The sequence below is a fragment of the Streptomyces sp. NPDC056061 genome, assembly GCF_042266885.1.
GTDB lineage: Bacteria > Actinomycetota > Actinomycetes > Streptomycetales > Streptomycetaceae > Streptomyces.
This window is the reverse complement of the sequence record NZ_JBHJWQ010000014.1, coordinates 1-19,618: the sequence shown is the minus strand read 5'-3', so window position 1 is coordinate 19,618 and position 19,618 is coordinate 1. Positions and strand designations below refer to the sequence as shown.

Below are 19,618 nucleotides of genomic sequence, written 5' to 3'. Positions count from 1 at the left end.
ACACATACCCGGATAGACACTGCGTAAATGGAGACACCGCGAACACACGCGGTAGAGCCAGTCTAATGAAGGGTTTCTCGCTGTCCAGCCTTACAAAGCATTAATTTTCAGTCACCACACTACGGATTTCGCAGGTCAAGCCCTTCTCCTTCAGCAATCTGTCGGCGAGGCCCCGGTGCAGCCGGGCCGCAGCCGGGTCGCCCAGCCGTTCGAACGTGTCCGCCAGCCGCAGCTCCAGCGCCGCCTGAAGCCGCACGTCGCCCGCGCGCCCGGCCCAGTCGACCGCCTCCTGGCAGGTGCGCAGCGACTCGCGCGGCCGTCCCGCGTACTCCTGCACCCGGGCCGCCTCGCTCAGCGCCCGCGCGTGCGCCGGCACGTCCCCGAGCCTTCGGTACCCGGCCGCGGCGGCCCGCCAGTTCCGCAGCGCCTCGCCGTACCGGCCGGCGTAGGTGTGGACGGCGCCCAGCCGCCCGTAGAGCCGCGCCTCGTCGGCCCGCTCGCCCTGGGTGAGGCGTTGAGCAAGCGCCCGGCCGTACCAGTCGGCGGCCCGCTGGTAGTCCCCCAGCTCGGCGTAGGCACCGCCCACGGATTCCATCGCGCGGCCGGTGGCGTACAGGTCCTTCGCGAGCCGGCCGGCGTCCAGGGCGGCCCGGTAGCGGGTCAGCGCGTCCCGGGTCCGCCCGGTCCCGGCGTCGAGGTCGGCGAGGTTGAGCAGGGCGGCGGCCCGTTCCCGCGGCAGGTCGCGCCGTTCGGCGACGGCCAGGACCAGGCCGTGCAGTCCGTACAGGTCGGGTGCGGCGGCCTCGGTGCCGTGGTGCACGGCCAGCGCCCGCACCAGGGCGGACACCAACCGCCTGGCCAGGGTGTCCAGCTCGCCGTCCGCCACGGCGAGCCGGGCCGATGCCAGCAGGGCGGGCCTGCGGCTCCGCAGCCAGTCGGCCGCCGCGCCGGGTTCGGGGAAGCGCAGCGAGCGCGGCAGCCCTGCGATCCTGCGGCGGGCCGGGGAGCCCTCGGGTTCGGTGGCCGCCCGGCACGACTGGAGCAGCCGCACGGTCCGCTCCAGCATCCGGGCGCGGGCGAGCTGGATCTCCCCGGGCCGGTCCGTGGCCTCCAGCAGCGCCCGCAGCAGCGGCGCGAGGCAGCCGGGCACCTCGTACTGCGGTTGCTCCGCCGCGTCGCTGCGCAGCAGTCCCAGGGCCACGAAGTCGTCGAGGGTGGTCCGGGCGGCGGAGACGGAGCAGCCCGCCAGCGCGGAGGCGGTGTGGGCGTCGGCGATCCCTGCGGGGGCGAGGGCGAGCAGGCGCAGTATCCGGGCGGCGGTGGGCGGCAGCGAATCGTGGACCAGCCGGAAGGCCCGGGCCAGTGGCCGACCGCCGACGGGCCGGTCCTCCGGGCCGTCCGGCAGTTCGCGGAGCTGCTTGGTGGCGTCGGCGACCGAGGCCATGGGACGGGCCGCGAGCCAACCGCCCACCATCACCAGGGCTGCGGGCAGCCCCCCGCACTCCTCGGCGAGGGTCTCCGCGGTCCGCGGGTCGACGGTGATCCGCACCTCGCCGATGGCGTCGGAGAGCAGCCGGACGGCGGAGGCCGCGTCCAGGCCGCCGAGGGTGCAGGGACGGACGCCCGGGATGCCGGTCAGTGGGCCCTCGGAGGTGGCGACGACGAGGCAGTCGGCGTCGTCCGGGAGCAGCGGGTCGACCTGTTCCGCGTCCACGGCGTCGTCGAGGAGCAGCAGCGCACGGCGTCCGGCGAGTGCCTCGCGGACCAGCTCGGACAGTTCGTCCCCCTCGGCGCCGGGCGGCCCGGTCACCTCCAGCTGGTCGAGCAGTTCGCGGGCGGTGCGCTCGGTGGGAACGGGCTCTCCCCCCGGGTCGGTGAGCCGGGCCCGGAGCAGGCCGCCGGGGTGGTCGTCGGACAGGAGCCGGACGAGTTCCTCGGCGAGTGCGGTACGTCCGGAGCCGGGGCGTCCGGCGATCAGCAGGACGCGGGCGCGGGCGGCCCTGCGACCCGCCAGGGTGTCCAGTCCGGCGTGTTCGATGTCGGCGCGCAGCGCCTTCAACTCGCGGGCCCGGCCGAAGAATCGGGGCGGGGCGGCGCCGGACGGCTCCTCGCTTCCCGCCACCTTGGCCGGGCCGCCGGTGTCCACCGCCTGATCCGTCACGGGCCACGCTCCACTTCGCTGCACGCGTTGCCCGCCGGGACTCCGGTCAGGGCATTCCGAGCGTAGTTCAGGCGTCCGGGCGGTCATTGTGGAGCGCGGCGTGGAGATCACCTGATCGGATCAGTGTCTTGTCCGATCAGAGGGTTGATCGCGACGCCCTGAGGGGCCGCCGTCGGCGCCCGGGAACCGAAGCCGACGGCGGCCGGAGGGCCGGGCCCGGCGACTGCCGCGGAGGAAACGGCGCCGCGCTCCGTCGCCCCGCTGCGAACCGCTCGCGCGCCCCGACGGCCGCCGGTGCGCACGCAGTCCCCCGTGCCCGGTCCGATGGGCGCACCGCGCCCGGCCGCCGCGGTCTTCGTGAGTGCTCAGACCTCGAACGGGCGGGCCGGCCACGGTGCCTCGGCCGGACGCAGCGAGTCGAGCCCGTCCCCGGCGAGCACGGCGGCGAGCGAGAGGACGCCCACCACCAGGCAGTTGTTGTGCAGGTCCCCGGCGAGCACGCCCCGTACGAGCTCCTGGAGCGGCACCCGGGCCAGCTCCATGTCGGCCTCCTCCTCGGAGACCTCGAAACGTTCCCCGTCCGCCTCGGAGAGGCCGCGGGCGAGGAAGATCCGTACGGCTTCGTCGCAGCCGCCCGGCGTGGTGTAGACGTCGGTCAGCACCCGCCAGTTCTCGGCCTTGACGTACGCCTCCTCGTAGAGCTCGCGCTGGGCGGCGTGCAGCGGGTTCTCGCCGGGGACGTCGAGCAGTCCGGCCGGGATCTCCCAGAGCTTGTGGCGCACCGGGTGGCGGTACTGCCGCAGCACCAGGACCCGGTCCTCCTCGTCGAGGGCGAGCACGGCGACCGATCCGGGGTGTACCTGGTAGTCACGCCGCACGACCGTGCCGTCGGGCATCGCCACCTCGTCGGTGCGGACGCTGGTCTTGTTGCCGGTGAAGGGCGTCTCGGTCGCGGTGACCTGCCACTCCTCGGGCGTGTCCTGGAAACCCATCTGCGTCCTTCCACGAGAAAAACCGGAAACCGGGGCACGTGTCCTCATCGGATACGTGCCCCGGTCCACGTTAGTGCCTGCCCGGCGCCGTACTACTTGCCGGAGGCCGCGGTCTTCCCCGTCGCGGCCTCCGCGCCCGTCTTGCGTTCGACGGCGGCCTTCACCAGGCCGGCGAAGAGCGGGTGCGGGCGGGTCGGACGGGAGCGGAGCTCCGGGTGGGCCTGGGTGGCGACCAGGTAGGGGTGGATCTCGCGCGGGTACTCGACGTACTCGACGAGCTTGTTGTCGGGGGAGGTTCCCGAGAAGACCAGTCCGGCCTTCTTCTCCAGCTCGGCGCGGTAGGCGTTGTTGACCTCGTAGCGGTGGCGGTGGCGCTCCTCCACGTACGGCTGGTCGTCGTACGCCTCGCGGACCAGCGAGCCCTCGGCGAGCTTCGCGGGGTACAGGCCGAGCCGCATGGTGCCGCCCAGGTCGCCGGCGCCCTCGACGTAGGCCAGCTGCTCCTCCATCGTCGAGATGACGGGGTGTGCGGTGGCCGGGTCGAACTCGGTGGAGTTGGCGTCGGGGATCTCGGCCAGGTTGCGCGCCGCCTCGATCACGATGCACTGGAGGCCGAGGCAGAGACCGAGCAGCGGCACCTTGTGCTCACGGGCGTACTGGATGGCGCCGATCTTGCCGTCGACACCGCGGTCGCCGAAGCCGCCGGGGACGCAGATCGCGTCGACACCGGCGAGCTGCTTCGCGGCGCCGGCCGGGGTCTTGCAGTCGTCGGAGGCGACCCACTCGACCTTGACCCGGGCCTTGTTGGCGAAACCGCCGGCCCGGATCGCCTCGGTGACCGACAGGTAGGCGTCGGGCAGGTCGATGTACTTGCCGACGAGCGCCACGGTGACCTCGTGGTCGGGGTTGTGGACGCGGTCCAGCAGGTCGTCCCACGTGGTCCAGTCGACGTCCCGGAACGGCAGGTCGAGCTTGCGCACGACATAGGCGTCCAGGCCCTCGGTGTGCAGCACCTTCGGGATGTCGTAGATCGACTTGGCGTCCACGCAGGCCACCACGGCGGCCTCGTCGACATCGCACATCAGCGAGATCTTGCGTTTGATGGCGGTGGGCACGTCGCGGTCGGCACGCAGCACGATCGCGTCGGGCTGGATGCCGATGTTGCGCAGCGCGGCGACGGAGTGCTGGGTCGGCTTGGTCTTGAGCTCGCCGGAGGGGCCGATGTAGGGCAGCAGCGAGATGTGCACGACGAAGACGTTGTCGCGGCCGACCTCGTGGCGGACCTGGCGGACGGTCTCCAGGAACGGCAGCGACTCGATGTCGCCGACCGTGCCGCCGACCTCGGTGATCACGACGTCGACGTCGTCGGTGGCCATGCGGCGGATGCGGTGCTTGATCTCGTTGGTGATGTGCGGGATGACCTGCACGGTGTCGCCGAGGTACTCGCCTCGCCGCTCCTTGGCGATCACCTGCGAGTAGACCTGGCCGGTGGTGACGTTGGCGGAGCCGTCGAGGTCGACGTCGAGGAAGCGCTCGTAGTGGCCGATGTCCAGGTCGGTCTCGGCGCCGTCGTTGGTGACGAACACCTCGCCGTGCTGGAAGGGGTTCATCGTGCCCGGGTCGACGTTCAGGTACGGGTCGAGCTTCTGCATGGTGACCCGGAGACCGCGCGCCTTGAGAAGGGCGCCGAGGCTGGAGGCAGTCAGACCCTTGCCGAGGGAAGAGGCGACACCCCCGGTGACGAAGATGTGCTTGGTCGTCGTGGATGTGGGCTGCATAGCCAAAGGGGGCTCCCGTGGTCGCGATCGTGAGGGGCGTGTCGGCGTTGCCGACCGGAGATTCCGGCGGTGCCGTCGCTGCGGTTCGGGGGCCTCGTCCGCTCTCGCCGACGACCACCGGTCCACGGGCTACCAGGGTATCAGCGCCGAGGAGGGCCTGCTCCCGGCCGCGTCCCGCACGATCGCCGCACAAGATCATCCACATTCACCGCACAAGATCATCACGGGCCGCGCACGCCGCACCCGTTCGGCTCAGGCGCTTGTCAAGACCGTCGCGCAGATCACCCGGGTGCGTCGTATCCTGCTCGGACACTCGCTCCGGGCGAGGCACCGCGCGCTGAAGCCTTTCCGGTCACAGCACCGGTGCCGCGGCAGGCACGATCTGCCCGTCGGGGAGCGGCGTGGGGTGCGTGCTCGCGGCGCACCGGCCGGAAATCCTCGTACGGGACGTACGTGGGCTCTCGGCCGATGCGGCGGGAGCGTGTGCCAGGCATCGCGACGGGGCAGACGTTGCCTGCCGTCGCGGCACCAGTTCGCAGGTTTCCCCCACAACAAACCCTTGCGACCACCTCTTGACCCGCAGTAATGCCCCACGGGGCGACATGGCCGTTCGACTGGAGATGCACGTGGCCGGGCGCATCGAGGATTACGCACTCATCGGAGACATGCAGACCGCCGCCCTGGTCTGCCGGGACGGCACAGTGGACTGGCTGTGCCTTCCCCGCTTCGATTCCCATGCCGTTTTCGCGGGACTTCTGGGTACCGAGGAACACGGATTCTGGCGCCTGGGACCGGAGCGGGAGGACGGGGAACAGCCGCCGCCCGCCGCCCGCCGCCGCTACCGGGGCGATTCCCTCATCCTGGAATCCGAATGGGACACACCGCGCGGAACGGTCAGAGTCACCGATTTCATGCCGCCGCGCGACGGTGCCCCGCAGGTGATCCGGATCGTGGAGGGGATCAGCGGCCGGGTGCCGATGCGCTCGGAGCTGCGGATGCGGTTCAGCTACGGGCGCGTCACGCCGTGGGTGCACAAGGTCGACAGCCGCACGGTCGCCGTCGCGGGCCCGGACTCGGTCTGGCTCGACTCCCCCGTCGACACCTACGGCGAGAACCTGACGACGTACTCCGACTTCACGGTCGCCCCGGGCGACCGGATCGCGTTCACGATCAGCTGGCAGCCCTCGCACCACGAGCCGCCGGCCCTGCCCGATCCGGAGGGGTCGCTGGACGCGACCGCCGAGTTCTGGCAGGAGTGGGTGGAGCAGTGCACCTACCACGGGCCCTACCGGGAGGCCGTGGTCCGTTCCCTGATCGTCCTCAAGGCCCTGACCTACGCCCCGACCGGCGGCATCGTCGCCGCGCCGACCACCTCGCTCCCCGAGGACATCGGCGGCTCCCGGAACTGGGACTACCGCTACACCTGGCTGCGCGACGCCGCGATCACCCTGTCGTCGCTGCTGCGCACCGGCTACCGCGAGGAGGCCCGCGCCTGGCGCGAATGGCTGCTGCGGGCCGTCGCCGGCGATCCGGAGAACCTCCAGATCATGTACGGCATCGCGGGCGAGCGCGAGCTGGGCGAGGCCGAGCTGGACTGGCTGCCCGGCTACGAGAACTCCGCCCCGGTCCGGGTCGGCAACGGCGCCGCGGGCCAGCTCCAGCTCGACGTGTACGGCGAGGTCACCGAGGCGCTGCACCTCGCCCACATGACCGGTCTGACCCGCAACGACTACGCGACGGGCCTCCAGCTCAAGCTGATCGAGTACCTGGAGAAGCACTGGGACGAGCCGGACGAGGGCATCTGGGAGGTGCGCGGCCCGCGCCGCCACTTCGTCCACTCGAAGGTGATGGCCTGGGTCGCCGTCGACCGCACCATCAAGCTGATCGAGTCCGGCGACGCGGAAGGACCGGTGGAACGGCTGCGCGAACTGCGCGACGAGATCCACCGCGTCGTCTGCGAGCGGGGCTACGACGCCGAACGCAACACGTTCACGCAGTCCTACGGTTCGCGGGAGCTGGACGCCTCCCTGCTGCTCATCCCGCAGATGGGTTTCCTGCCGCCGGACGACAAGCGGGTGATCGGCACGATCGAGGCGATCCAGCGCGAGCTGTCCACGGAGGACGGCTTCGTGCTGCGCTACCCCACCCAGGGCGAGCACGCGGGCGTCGACGGCCTGGAGGGCGACGAGGGCGCTTTCCTTGCCTGCTCGTTCTGGCTGGCGGACGATCTGGCGATGATCGGCCGGGTCGACGAGGCGCGTCAGCTCTTCGAACGCCTGCTGTCCCTCCGCAACGACCTGGGACTGCTCGCGGAGGAGTGGGACCCCCGGCTCCAGCGCCAGGTGGGCAACTTCCCCCAGGCGTTCAGTCACGTCCCGCTGATCGACACGGCACTGCGGCTGACGGCCAGCGGGGCGTACGTCGGCTGATCCCGAGGGGCGGGCACGACGTGCACGGACACGGGTGCCCGCCCCCTGGCCGCGGCCGGGCACCGGCAGGCGCCCGTTCCCCCGTCGGCGGGGCGCCCCCCTTCTCCCCGGCCGCGCCCTCCGGCCCCGGGACCGGTACCGTCCTGGACCAGGGCGACCGCCCGCCGGACCCGAGTGGAAGCGCGAGGCAGGAGCCAGTGGAGACGCAAGGCGGAATCACCGTGCAGCGGGCCCTCGACCTGCCGGGGCTGCGCAGTGGGCTCCCGGAGGTGTTGGCCGGTGCGGACCGGCTGAACCGTACGGTGCGCTGGGTGCACGCGGGCGAGGTGCCGAACATCGCGTCGCTGCTCAAGGGCGGTGAGCTGCTGCTCACCACCGGCCTGGGACTCGGCACCCGCCCCGCCGAGCAGCGGGCCTTCGTCCGCAGGCTCGCCGACCGGGGAATCGCCGCGCTGGTGGTGGAGCTCGGACCGCGCTTCAGCAGACTCCCGGCCTCCATCGTGGACGCGGCCCGCGCTGCCGGTCTGCCGCTGGTGCAGTTGCACCGCGAGGTGCCGTTCGTGACGGTGACCGAGGAGATCCACACCGAGATCGTCAACGGTCACTACGCGCTGCTGCGGCAGGCCGAGGACGTGCACCGGCAGTGCACGCGGGCGCTGCTCGGCGGCGGGGGCGTGCCCCAGGTGCTCGGCATCCTTGCCGATTTCACGGCCAACCCGGTCTTCCTGGAGACTGCGGACGGCCGGCTGCTGTACGCGGCGGGCCCCGGCTCCGGCCCGGTCGGCGCCGATCCGCTCCAGGTGTGGGACGGCATGCGCGGCGGCCGGGCCGCCCGTGAATCGCCGCCCGCCGGTTCGGTGCTGGTGGACGTGCCCGGCGGCGGTCCGGGTACCGGTTCGGTACGGGCCAGGCTGGTGCTGCTCGCCGTCTCGGGGCCGTTGGCACCGGTGCACCGGATGGCGGCGGAGCGCACGGCCGGGACCCTGGCCGTGGTGCTGATGCAGGCCCGGCAGGAGGAGGAGCTCGCGGCACGCGGCCGGGGCGATTTCCTGACGGATCTCGCGGAGGGGCGGATCACGCCGGAGGACGCACCGGCGCAGGCGCGCGTCCTGGGCTTCAAGCCGGGCGGGGCGCCGCTGCTGCCGGTGGTGATGCGGCTGGCGCCCGAGCTGTCCGCATCGGGGAACTGGGCGCTGCTGGCACGCGCGGTGCTGGAGGAGCTCTCGTCGGTGGGGGTGCCGGTGCTGCTCGGGGTGCGGCCCGTGGAGGGCCGGGTCCCGGTGCTGTTGGGGCTGCGGTCCGAGTCGGAGCGCACGGCGGTCGCGGACCGGGTCGCGGCGGCTCTGCGGGCCGGTGTCGAGCGGGCCGGCCTGGAGCGGGCCGGTGCGCGCCCGCCCGTCGTGGTGGTGGGGGTCGCGGGCGGCTGGGCGGCCGTCGGCGCGGGGCTGCGGCATGCCGCGGAAACGGCGAATGCTGCGCAGGGCCTCAGCGACCGGCCCTGGTACGACGCCCGGAGCCTGGACATCGATCTGCTGCTGTGGCGGCTGCGGGACCACCCCGATCTGGCGGCGTTCGTCGACCGGGCGATCGGCCCGCTGCGCGATCACGACCGGACCTCGCGCCCGCCGCTGCTGCCGACGCTGGAAACCTATCTGGCCCATGCGGGCCGCAAGGCGGAGACGGCGCGCGAACTGCACCTGAACCGTCAGACCCTGTACAACCGGCTGGCCCGCATCGGCGAGTTGCTCGGCACCGACCTGGACGATCCGCAGGCGGTCCTGGCCCTGAGCCTGGCCCTGCGGGCCCGCCGCCACGCGTCCTGAGACGTACGGATCGCCTCACCCCGGCCCATGTCCGCCGACGAGGGCGCGTCACGGTCACCGGTGGCGCCGTAGCCGCGCAACCGGACGTCCCGCGGGGTTCGGCCGGTGGCCCACGCCATCACGCCGGCACGTTGGTACGGGAACGGGGCGCCGTCGGCGGCTGCGTCAACTCGTCGTAGATGCTCAGCATCTGGGCGACGGTGTCGTCCTCCGTGGGCCAGCCCGCGGCCTGCGCGCGCCCCGCGGCCGCCAGCCGTGCCCGCCGCCGCGGATCGTCGAGCAGCTCGGCCACCACCCGCGCGAGCGCCTCGGCATCGCCGTACGGAACGAGTTCCGCCCCGTCCCCCACGAGTTCGGGCACCCCTCCGACGGCCGTGGCGACCAGGGGCACCCCGAGCCGCAGCACCCGCTGCGCCACCGCGGATCGCGCCTCCCACCGGCTGGGCAGCACGGCCAGGTCGGCCGCCGTGAGCAGGTCCGCGATGTCGTCGCGGTCGCCTACGAGCCGGACGGGCAACTCCTCGTTCCTGATCCGGCGTTGCAGCGCCGCCCGCTGCCGCCCCTCCCCCGCGACGATCACCAGCGGGTCGGGGTCGAGCCCGCGCCACATCCGGGCGGCGTCGAGCAGCAGGTCGTACCCGTGATGCGGTACGAGGCTGCCGCTCGCGACGATCAACGGCCTGTCCAGTACGCCGAGTTCCGCCCGCACCTTGTCCGCGTCGACCGTTCCGGGCGGACGCGACGCGGGGGCGCAGACCGGTGCGAGCCGGGCATCGCGCGCTCCCCGCCACCGGGCCCGGTCGACCAGCTCCGATGTCGTGCCGAGCACAACTGCCGCCGCACGGGCGGCCTTTCGCTCCATGAGCCGCAGGCACCGGCCGCGGGCGCCCTTCGCCTCGGCGCGGGCGTGCCAGGTGACGACCAGGGGCACTCGACGGCCGCCGAGCGCGAGTGCGGCGCGCACGGCGGCGTGCGGACCGTGTGCGTGAACCACGTCCGCCGTGCCGCAGGCGACGCGCAGGGCGGCGAGCGCGGCGGGGTCGCTCCGCCGCGGTACGGGAGCGAAGCACGCCCCCGCACCGGAGAAGTCATGGGCGTGGTCCAGTTCGGCCGGGGCGCACACGGTGACGTGCACCCCCCTTGCCACCAGCCCCGCGGCGAGCGAGCCGACGTGGGCACTGCTGCCCGCGCTGCCGCCGCCCAGGACATGGACCGTACGCAGCTGTGACACGTTGAATGGCTCCCGGAGCTCCCGAGTCGGCGGTAATGGCATCGCCAAGGATGCCAGTCCGTACGCACGTTCCGGCACCGTCGGGTCGGCGTCCCGGCGTACACCGCAGCAACCGGCCGCAGCGCACCACCCGCACGAGTGAGGGGACGGCACGACATTGCCGCGCCGACGCCCCGACCGCCCCGTCAGAGAGCGGGCAGCGACCGGGCGAACCGGCTGACCCGGTCCCCGTACACGGCCGCCGCGACGAGCCCCGCCGCATGGGCGGCGAGCCCGGCCCGGCCGCGCCCCACGGCGACGGCGACACCGATGGCCGCGCCCAGGGCGTGTGCTCCGGCGTCCCCGATCATGGTGCGCTCCGCCAGGTCGTCGGCGGCGAGAGCGGCCGCGGCACCCATCGGTGCGGCGCAGAGCCCGGCGGCGTCCCCGCCTCCCGGCAGCCCCGGGGCGCCGAGCGCGAGCACGGTGACGGTGGCCGCGGCGGGCCGGACGTCCACCAGGTTGACGAGATGCGCTGTTCCGGCGATCACGACACCGGCCAGGAAGCGGTCGACGGGGTGCTTCTCGATCAGCGCGCCGGCCGCGAGCCCGGCCGCCCCGATGCCGAGAAGTTTGACCGCACCACTGGTCACCTCCCCGTCCCGGAGAGCGCCGAGGTGGGCGCGGAACCCCCGACGCGGGTCGTCGGCACCGGCGAAATCGTCGTACAGGCCGCAGCCTCCCGCCACCAGCACCGCGAGCGCGGCGGCGCACCGGGTCCGGGTCGCCGACGGGAGGGCGACCGCACCGGCCGCCGCGCCGAGGGCGGTGGCCGGTCCCGCGTACAGATCGACGGTGCGGCCCGCGTAGTTGGTCCGCCGCCATCGTCCACGCGGCCGGGCACGCAGCGCCCGGTACACACCCGAGGCGACGACGGCCGCGACGGCGCCGGACATCACGGCCCTGCTCGACGCTGTTCCCATGCGGGCCAGACTACGGGCCGCCCGCGGTGGCCTCCCGGCGCCCGGTCCGGTGGGCACCTCACCGATCCGCGCCCCGGCACGCGCACGCGAAACCGGACCGGTACGCCGCCGCCCGCGCCACGGGCGGACCCGGCCACGGGACCGCCCGGCGAGCCGGTGCGGTGGTCCGTCCGGCCACCGCACCACCCGTACCGGGGCGTGTGCCGAAAGCAGCGTCGTCCGCCCGGACGCCCCCGGCCGGGCGGGACCTTCGACACCCGTGCTACCCGTCCGCCCGTGCGGCGGCCAGCAGCTCCTCCGCGTGGGCCCGCGCCGTCTGCGAGTCCTCCTGGCCCGCGAGCATCCGGGAGAGTTCGCGCACCCGGTCCTCGCCCTCCAGAACCGTGACCCCGCTGCTCGTCACCGCCCCGTCGACCGTCTTCTCGACCAGCAGCTGCCGATCCGCGAAGGCCGCCACCTGGGGCAGGTGCGTGACGACCACGACCTGTGCGGACCTGGCCAACTTCGCCAGCCGCCGCCCGACCTCGACGGCGGCCTTGCCGCCGACGCCCGCGTCGACCTCGTCGAAGAGATATGTCGGCACGGGGTCGGAACCGGCGAAGACCACCTCGACGGCCAGCATCACCCGGGACAGCTCACCGCCCGATGCCCCCTTGGCGATCGGCCGCGGCTGGGCACCGGGGTGCGGGGCCAGCAGGAGCTCCACCTCGTCGGCGCCGGACGGCCCGTAGGCCACGGCGCGACCGCCGACCTCGATGCCGGACGCCTCGTCCGCCGCCTCGGTCTGCCGGATGTCGAACGAGACCCGGGCGTGCGGCATGGCGAGGGAGGCCAGCTCCTCGGTCACCGCCCCGGCGAAGCGCTCCGCCGCCTCGGTCCGCGCGTCGGTCAGGGCCTGCCCCAGTCCGGAGAGTTCGGCGCGCAGGGCGTCGCGCTCGGTGGTCAGCTCGCCGATCCGGTCGTCGTCGCCCTCCAGTTCGGTGAGCCGGGCGGCCCCCTCCTCGGCCCAGGCGAGCACGGCGGTGATGTCCTCGCCGTACTTGCGGGTGAGCGCGGTGAGGGCGGCGCGGCGCTCCTCCACCGCGGCGAGCCGCAGCGGATCGGCGTCCAACTGGTCTGCGTATCCGGCGAGTTCGCCCGCCACATCGGCCAGCAGAATCGAGATCTCACCGGTCCGGTCCGCGAGCCCCGCCAGAGCCGGGTCATGGGCCCGCACGGCGTCCAGCGCACGCCCGGCCGCCGCGACGACGGTCGTCGCGTCGACGCCCTCCGGGTCCTCCGGATTGCCCACGAGCGCGGTGTGCGCGAGCGACGCGGCCGAGGCGAGAGCCTCCGCGTGCCCGAGCCGCTCCGCCTCGGCCGCCAGCTCCCCGTCCTCGCCCGCGCGGGGCTCGACAGCGGCGATCTCGTCGAGGCCGAAACGCAGCAGATCCGCTTCCTGGGCACGTTCGCGGGCACGCGTGGTGATCTCGTCGAGCTCCGTCAGCACGGCCCGCAGCCGCCGGTACGCGACGGTGTACGCGGCCAGCGGCCCGGCGACGCCGTCGCCCGCGTAACGGTCCAGGGCCTGCCGCTGCCGGGCGGGCTTGAGCAGGCCCTGTTGGTCGGTCTGACCGTGCACGGCGACGAGTTCGTCGGCGAGCTCGGCGAGCACCCCGACCGGAACGGATCTGCCGCCGAGGTGCGCCCGGGAGCGTCCCTCCGCGGAAACGGTACGGCTGATCAGCAGCGCGCCGTCGTCGAACTCGGCCCCGGCCTCCTCGGCGCGGGTCGCCACGGCATCGCCCGGGGACACCGTGATCCGCCCCTCGACGACGGCGGCCCTGGACCCGATCCGTACCAGGGCGGGATCGGCACGCCCGCCGAGCAGCAGCCCCAGACTGGTGACGACCATGGTCTTGCCCGCGCCGGTCTCACCGGTCACGGCGGTGAAACCGGGTGACAGCTCCACCACCGCGTCGTCGATGACTCCGAGCGACCGTATCCGCATCTCCTCCAACACGGACATGACCTTACGAGGTCCGGGCCCCGATGCGCGAAGGGCCCCGCCCCCTCGGTTCACTCTCCCGTGTGCACCCGCGGCGTTCCGTACCGCCCCCGGGGGAATGTCCGCCGGTCAGTGCGGGGCGCCCCGCCACCCCGAGACGGGCAGGGCGAATTTCGCCACCAGGCGGTCGGTGAACGAGGCGTGGTGCAGCCGTGCCAGCCGCACCGGCACCGCCCCGCGCCGCACCTCGACCCGGGCGCCCGCGGGCAGCTCCACGGTCCGCCGTCCGTCGCACCACAGGACCCCGTGCGGGGCGTGCTGCTGGACCTCGACGGCGAGCACCGAGGCGGGCGAGGTCACCAGCGGCTTGGCGAAGAGCGCGTGGGCGCTGATCGGCACCATGAGCAGCGCCTCGACCTCCGGCCAGACGACCGGCCCGCCCGCCGAGAAGGCGTAGGCGGTCGATCCGGTCGGGGTCGCGCAGACGATCCCGTCGCAGCCGAACCCGGTCACCGGCCGGCCGTCGATCTCCAGGACCACCTCCAGCATCCGCTCGGGCGACACCTTCTGCACGGCGGCTTCGTTGAGCGCCCAGTCGGTGTGGACGACGTCGCCGTTGCTGCGCACGACGACGTCGAGGGTCATGCGTTCCTCGACCTGGTACTCCCGGGTGACGACCCGGTCGACGACCTTGTCCAGGTCGTCGCGTTCGGCCTCGGCGAGGAATCCGACCCGGCCGAGGTTGACACCGAGCATCGGCACCCCGGAGGCGCGGGACAGTTCGGCACCGCGCAGCAGGGTCCCGTCCCCACCGAGCACGATCAGCAGTTCGCAGCCGTCCGCGGCCCCCGGGGTGGTGTCGGTGACCGTCTCGACGGACGGCGGCAACGGCAGGTCGGGGGCCTCGATGGCCAGCACCCGGACGCCGATGCCGCTGCGCAGCAGGCCCTGTACGACGAGTTCGGCGCTGCGGATCGCGGCCGGGCGGCCGGTATGTGCCAGGAGAAAGACAGTTCGTGCCGCATTCGTCGTCAACGAGGCCCCTCCGCCACTGCACGGTCGACATCCGCGGGATCCAGTTCAGGTGCTCCGGCCCGCAGCCAGAGAAAGTACTCGACGTTCCCCGCGGGTCCCGGCAGCGGGCTCGCGGTCACCCCCTGCACTCCGAGGCCGAGTTCCCAGGCCCGGCGTGCCACCTCCCGCACGGCCTCCGCGCGCAGTTCGGGACTGCGTACCACGCCTCCGCTGCCGAGCCGTTCCTTGCCTACCTCGAACTGCGGCTTGACCATCAGGACCAGGTCGGCGCCGGGGGCGGCGCAGCGTGCCAGGGCCGGCAGGACGAGGCCCAGCGGGATGAAGGACAGGTCGCCGACGACCAGGTCCACCGGTTTCCCGTCGATGGCCTCCAAGGTCAGTTCCCGGACGTTGGTGCGGTCCTTGACGGTGACCCGGTCGTCGGACTGCAACGACCAGGCAAGTTGCCCGTAGCCGACGTCGACGGCGACGACGTGACCGGCCCCGGCCCGCAGGAGCACGTCCGTGAACCCGCCGGTCGACGCACCTGCGTCCAGCGCCCGCCGTCCCTCGACCTCCAGCCCGAGGGGCACGAAGGCGGCAAGGGCACCCGCGAGCTTGTGCCCGCCGCGCGAGACGTACTCGGGGTCGCTGTCGTCCTTGGTCACGACGACGGCCGCGCTGGTCTCGACCTGGGTGGCGGCCTTGGTCGCGACGTTGCCCCCGACGGTCACCCGCCCGGCGGCGATCAGTTGGCTCGCGTGCTCGCGCGAGCGGGCGAGTTCACGGCGTACCAGTTCGGCGTCGAGGCGGCGACGTGCCACTCCTGCCACGTTCGGTTCAGCTCCTGTGGTCGTACGAAGGCATCGGTGCGGGTACCGGTGCGGGGGCGGGTGCGGCGTCCAGCGCGGTCAGCGCGGAGCGCAGCCCACGGTGTACATCCTCGTACACCTGGACGTGTCCGTCCGCCGGGAGGTGGTCGGCGTCCGCGAGACGTTCGAGTCGTGCGTCGACCCCGGCGTCGCCGGTGGGGGTGCGGGTGATGCCGAGGGGCGCCGGGTCGGCGGGGCCGACAGCGGACGCGGCGACCTGCTCACCGCCCTCGCCGAACGGGGCCGCCGCCGCCTCACCGGCTGCCCCTCCGGGCTCTGTTCCGGCCGCCGCACCGGGCCCCGGCATCGAGTCGCTCATGCGGGAAACGCTACCGCGAAGGGCTGAGGTACCGTCGGTCACGATGGCGACCATGGCTGAGTGCCGCAGCGCACTCGACAGACTTTCCGACAACCTCGCGGGGGCGGACGGCGACGTGCGCAGCGCGGCCGCTCTCGACCGCTCGCTGAGCTGCCACATCAGGGACCTCGACATCACCTTCACCGGTCGGCTGGCGGATGGCCGGATCCAGGTCCTGGACACGGCCGACGGACCGCCGCGGGAGAAGGCCGAGATCAGGCTCGCGATGACCGGCGACGACCTGGTGGCGATGGTGGACGGCGAGCTGAACTTCGCAAGGGCGTGGGGGTCGGGCCGGGTCCGCCTGGAGGCCGGGTTCCGTGACCTGCTGAGGCTCAGGGCGCTGTTGTAGCAACAGGTACGCCGCGCGAGGACCGCGCCGAACCGCACCCGCGGCGCACCGGGCCGGGCCTTCCCCCTACAGCCCGAGCCGGGCGATCGCCTTCCCGGTGTCCAGTCCGCAGGCGCCGTCCCCGGCGTACGACCATGCGGCACCGCAGAGCGCCCGGAGTCCGTCGAGCGCGTCGCCGTCCCCGTCCAGCACCAGCCCGTCGCCGCGTACCGAGGCGGACCAGCCACCGCAGGCGAACCGGTCCGCCGCCCGTGTCACCTCGGGCTGCCCGGTCAGCAGCCCCCGCAGGTCGGCACCGACATAGGTCGGCCGGTGCTCGGGTACGGCGGCCACCAGTCGTGCCGCGTCCGTCACCCCGGTGAGCACCAGCAGGGAGTCCACACCTCCGTTGAACGCGCCCTCGATGTCCGTGTCCAGCCGGTCCCCGACGACCAGCGGCCGCTCGGCTCCCGTGCGCAGCACCGTCTCCCGGTGCATCGGCGGCAGGGGCTTCCCGGCCACCCGCGGCTCCGCCCCGGTCGCGATGCGCACGACCTCCACCGCGGCGCCGTTCCCCGGCGCGATGCCGCGGGCGCTCGGAATCGTCAGGTCGGTGTTGGACGCGAACCACGGCACCCCGCGCGCGATCGCGTACGCGGCCTCCGCGAACCGCCCCCACGCCATGTCCGGACCGCCGTACCCCTGTGCCACCGCGGCCGGTTCGTCGTCCGCCGACTCCACCGGCACCAGACCTCGTTCCCGCAGCGCGACACGGAGTCCCTCGCCCCCCACCACCAGCACGCGCGCGCCGGACGGCAGCTGGTCGGCCATCAGCCGGGCCACCGCCTGCGCGGAGGTGATCACATCGGTCGGCTCGGCGGGAATCCCGAGTCCGGTCAGGTGCCCGGCGACCGCGGCCGGGGTGCGCAGGGCGTTGTTGGTCACGTACGCGAGGTGCATCCCGCCGGCCCTCGCCGCGCCCAGGGAGTCGACGGCGTGGGCGATGGCGTGACCGCCCGCGTACACCACCCCGTCGAGATCCAGCAGCGCCGTGTCGTACGCCTCGTGCAGCGGGGTGTCGCTGCCGCTCGGCCTGGTCCTGCTCGCCTGACTCATTCTGTGCGCTCCTCGATGCGTGATTCTGTCCCGATCATCGCGTATCCCGTCCGCGCACATACGATGCAGAAATGAAGACACCAGGTCCGGCCGGCCGGGGACTGCGTCTGGTCCCGTTCCGTGGACTGCGTTACGTCCCCGAGCGGGTCGGCAGCCTCGCCGCGGTGACGTCACCGCCGTACGACGTCGTCGTGCGTCCCGACGGGCTGCAGCACCTGGAGTCGGCGGACCCGCACAACATCGTCCGGCTGATCCTGCCCCAGGCCGATACGGCGACGGCCCGCCACAAGCAGGCCGCCGCGACCCTGAACCGCTGGCTGGCCGAGGGCGTCCTCGCCCACGATTCCGAGCCCACGCTCTACGTCTACGAGCAGCGGAACGAGGAGATCCTGCAACGCGGTGTCATCGGCGCGCTGGAGCTCTCCTCCCCCACGGACGGCATCGTGCTGCCGCACGAGGACGTGATGACGCACGTCGTCGAGGACCGGGCCGATCTGATGCGCACCACCGCGGCCCACCTCGAACCGCTGCTGCTCACCTATCGCGGCGACGGCACCGCATCGGGCGCGACCGCCGTCGTCGAGCGCACCGTCGACCGTCCGTCGCTTCTCGCCACAACCACCGAGGACGGCTTCCACCACCGGCTCTGGGCGGTCACGGACCCCACGGACCGTTCCACGATCGAGGCGGATCTCGCCCATCACCAGGCCCTCATCGCCGACGGCCATCACCGCTGGGCCACCTACCTCCGCCTCCAGCAGGAGCACTCCGCACCCGGTCCCTGGGACTTCGGTCTGGTCCTGCTCGTCGACACGGCCCGCTACCCGCTCCGGGTCCGTGCCATCCACCGGCTGCTGCACCGCCTCCCCGTCACCGCCGCGCTCGCCGCGCTGACCGGTCTCTTCCGCGTCCGCGACGTCGACGGCCCGCTCCCGAGGGCCCTGGACGCGCTCGCCGAGGCGACGACCGAGGGCAATGCCTTCCTGCTCGCCGGCGACGGCGGCTTCCATCTCGTCGACCGCCCCGACTCCGCGCTGTTGCGCAGCGCGATCCCCGCCGACCGCCCGGCCTCCTGGCAGAGGCTCGACGCGACGGTCCTGCACGCGGCTCTGGTGGACCGGGTCTGGCACATCCCGGACACCCCGGAACACATCGCGTACATCCACGACGCGGCGGCCGCGGTGGAACAGGCCGAACGGCACGACGCGACAGCGGTCCTGATGCATCCGGTGCGCGAGGAAGTCGTCCGGGGGCTTGCCCGTCAGGGCGTCACGATGCCCCGCAAGTCGACCTCCTTCGGCCCGAAACCCGCCTCCGGGCTGGTGCTGCGGAGCCTCGCCCCCGACGACTGACCGGCGCCACGAAACGCAAAGGAGGGGCGGCACCCCTAGAAACCGCCCACGGGTGCCGCCCCTCCTCCCTTCAGGCGCTGTGCCGGTTACGCCTCGGACGGCCGGTCGTCGCCGGTGTCCTCACGCCCGGCCGGGGCGTCCTGCTCGTCGTCGGCCGCGCCCTCGCCGTTCTCCTCCTCGACGAGGGCGTCCACGAACTCGACCCCGTCCAGCTCCGCGAGCCGGTCCGAAGCGTCCGTGACGCCGTCCTTGTCGGCCTCCAGGGCCTTGCCGAACCACTCCCGTGCCTCGTTCTCGCGCCCTGCCGCCAGCAGGGCGTCCGCGTACGCGTACCGCAGTCGCGGTGTCCACGCGTGCACGGCGTTCGAGGCGAGTTCGGAACTCTGCAGCGTGACGATGGCGGCGTCGAGCTGTCCCATGTCCCGGCGGGCGCCCGCAGCCACCAGGCGCATCTCGACCTGTCCCGCCTTGTCCAGCTTCCGCACCTCGGCCTCACCGGCCATGGCCAGCGCCCGCTCGGGTCGGCCGAGTCCGCGCTCGCAGTCGGCCATCACGGGCCACAGCTCCACGGAACCGGTCATCCGCCTGGCCGCCCGGAACTCCGCGAGAGCCTCCGAGTACTTCTGCGTCGCGTACGCGGCGAACCCGGCCGCCTCACGCACGGCAGCGACCCGCGAGGCCAGCCTCAGAGCGATCCTGGAGTACGCGTACGCCTGCTCGGGGTCCTCGTCGATCAGGCGAGCCACCATGACGAGATTCCTGGCCACGTCCTCGGCCAGAGTCTTCGGCAGGCTCATCAGCTCCTGCCGCACGTCCTTGTCGATCTCGTCCCCGGTGACGTCCTCGGGGATGGGAAGCCGCTTGACGGGCTCGCGGTCACGGTCGTCACGACGCCCGTACCCGCCTCTGTCGTCCCGCCCGCGGTAGCCGCCGCGGTCATCACGCTGCCCGCGGTGGCCACCGCCGCCACGACGGTCGTCGTCCCGACGCGGACCGCGGAACCCACCGCGCTCGTCGTCCCGACGCGGACCACGATCCCGATCCCGGTCACGATCATCCCGACGGAACCCACCACCACGACCATCTTCACGACGGTCATCGCGCCGGAACCCGCCCTGGCGATCATCACGCCGGAACCCGCCGCCGCGACGGTCGTCCTCACGACGCGGACCACGAGGACGCTCATCACGACGCTCGAATCCACCACCCGAA

The 19,618-nt window shown here is 73.2% G+C and carries 16 protein-coding genes; 5 read left to right on the top strand and 11 right to left on the bottom strand.

The genetic code is table 11. The features are described from left to right. Positions 1-100 precede the first annotated feature (100 nt). The 3 genes from ACFC79_RS20290 to ACFC79_RS20280 form a co-directional block, all read right to left on the bottom strand. Positions 101-2,161 carry a tetratricopeptide repeat protein gene (locus ACFC79_RS20290; protein ID WP_376241987.1) on the bottom strand — a complete coding sequence of 687 codons (2,061 nt, stop codon included), beginning with the start codon at positions 2,159-2,161 and terminating at the stop codon, positions 101-103. 365 nt (positions 2,162-2,526) lie between these two features. After that, positions 2,527-3,153 carry an NUDIX domain-containing protein gene (locus ACFC79_RS20285; RefSeq protein ID WP_376241985.1) on the bottom strand — a complete coding sequence of 209 codons (627 nt, stop codon included), beginning with the start codon at positions 3,151-3,153 and terminating at the stop codon, positions 2,527-2,529. Positions 3,154-3,245: 92 nt separating this feature from the next. Continuing rightward, positions 3,246-4,931, bottom strand: coding sequence for a CTP synthase (locus ACFC79_RS20280; protein ID WP_376241983.1), 1,686 nt, complete (start codon positions 4,929-4,931; stop codon positions 3,246-3,248). A gap of 602 nt (positions 4,932-5,533) precedes the next feature. On the opposite strand from ACFC79_RS20280, the gene ACFC79_RS20275 reads away from it, so the two are divergent. Both ACFC79_RS20275 and ACFC79_RS20270 read left to right on the top strand, forming a co-directional pair. Continuing rightward, positions 5,534-7,360: a glycoside hydrolase family 15 protein gene (locus ACFC79_RS20275; protein WP_376241981.1), complete on the top strand. Its 1,827-nt coding sequence runs from the start codon at positions 5,534-5,536 to the stop codon at positions 7,358-7,360. A gap of 197 nt (positions 7,361-7,557) precedes the next feature. After that, positions 7,558-9,183, top strand: a complete 1,626-nt coding sequence (locus tag ACFC79_RS20270; RefSeq protein ID WP_376241980.1) for a PucR family transcriptional regulator — start codon at positions 7,558-7,560, stop codon at positions 9,181-9,183. 118 nt (positions 9,184-9,301) lie between these two features. Here the strand turns inward: ACFC79_RS20270 and ACFC79_RS20265 are convergent, their stop codons facing one another. The 6 genes from ACFC79_RS20265 to ACFC79_RS20240 all read right to left on the bottom strand — a co-directional run bounded on the left by ACFC79_RS20265 (position 9,302) and on the right by ACFC79_RS20240 (position 15,568). Then, positions 9,302-10,414 carry a glycosyltransferase family 4 protein gene (locus ACFC79_RS20265; RefSeq protein WP_376241978.1) on the bottom strand — a complete coding sequence of 371 codons (1,113 nt, stop codon included), beginning with the start codon at positions 10,412-10,414 and terminating at the stop codon, positions 9,302-9,304. 185 nt (positions 10,415-10,599) lie between these two features. Further along, complete coding sequence (locus tag ACFC79_RS20260; RefSeq protein ID WP_376241976.1) at positions 10,600-11,376, bottom strand: hypothetical protein; 777 nt, start codon at positions 11,374-11,376, stop codon at positions 10,600-10,602. Between the two features lie 262 nt (positions 11,377-11,638). Then, positions 11,639-13,384 carry a DNA repair protein RecN gene (gene recN / locus ACFC79_RS20255; protein WP_376241974.1) on the bottom strand — a complete coding sequence of 582 codons (1,746 nt, stop codon included), beginning with the start codon at positions 13,382-13,384 and terminating at the stop codon, positions 11,639-11,641. A 108-nt stretch (positions 13,385-13,492) separates the two neighbouring features. Continuing rightward, complete coding sequence (locus ACFC79_RS20250) at positions 13,493-14,398, bottom strand: NAD kinase (RefSeq protein ID WP_376241972.1); 906 nt, start codon at positions 14,396-14,398, stop codon at positions 13,493-13,495. Then, the gene (locus tag ACFC79_RS20245; protein ID WP_376241970.1) at positions 14,395-15,210 is read right to left on the bottom strand and encodes a TlyA family RNA methyltransferase; all 816 of its coding nucleotides are present in this window, start codon (positions 15,208-15,210) and stop codon (positions 14,395-14,397) included. The genes ACFC79_RS20250 and ACFC79_RS20245 overlap by 4 nt, the downstream gene beginning before the upstream one ends. Before the next feature lie 7 nt (positions 15,211-15,217). Continuing rightward, positions 15,218-15,568, bottom strand: coding sequence for a hypothetical protein (locus tag ACFC79_RS20240; RefSeq protein WP_376241968.1), 351 nt, complete (start codon positions 15,566-15,568; stop codon positions 15,218-15,220). A 43-nt stretch (positions 15,569-15,611) separates the two neighbouring features. Here ACFC79_RS20240 and ACFC79_RS20235 point away from each other — a divergent pair, with 43 nt between their 5' ends. Further along, positions 15,612-15,959 carry an SCP2 sterol-binding domain-containing protein gene (locus ACFC79_RS20235; RefSeq protein WP_376241966.1) on the top strand — a complete coding sequence of 116 codons (348 nt, stop codon included), beginning with the start codon at positions 15,612-15,614 and terminating at the stop codon, positions 15,957-15,959. 66 nt (positions 15,960-16,025) lie between these two features. Here ACFC79_RS20235 and ACFC79_RS20230 read toward each other — a convergent pair whose 3' ends face one another. Next, a complete protein-coding gene (locus ACFC79_RS20230) occupies positions 16,026-17,054 on the bottom strand; it encodes an HAD hydrolase-like protein (protein WP_376241964.1) in 1,029 nt (342 codons plus the stop codon). A 71-nt stretch (positions 17,055-17,125) separates the two neighbouring features. On the opposite strand from ACFC79_RS20230, the gene ACFC79_RS20225 reads away from it, so the two are divergent. Beyond that, positions 17,126-18,406: a DUF1015 family protein gene (locus ACFC79_RS20225; RefSeq protein ID WP_376241962.1), complete on the top strand. Its 1,281-nt coding sequence runs from the start codon at positions 17,126-17,128 to the stop codon at positions 18,404-18,406. An 86-nt stretch (positions 18,407-18,492) separates the two neighbouring features. On the opposite strand, the gene ACFC79_RS20220 is transcribed toward ACFC79_RS20225, so the two are convergent. Next, positions 18,493-19,203, bottom strand: coding sequence for a hypothetical protein (locus tag ACFC79_RS20220; RefSeq protein ID WP_376241960.1), 711 nt, complete (start codon positions 19,201-19,203; stop codon positions 18,493-18,495). Between the two features lie 156 nt (positions 19,204-19,359). Here ACFC79_RS20220 and ACFC79_RS20215 point away from each other — a divergent pair. Next, positions 19,360-19,618: hypothetical protein (locus ACFC79_RS20215; RefSeq protein WP_376241958.1), on the top strand; the 259-nt coding region annotated here is incomplete at its 3' end.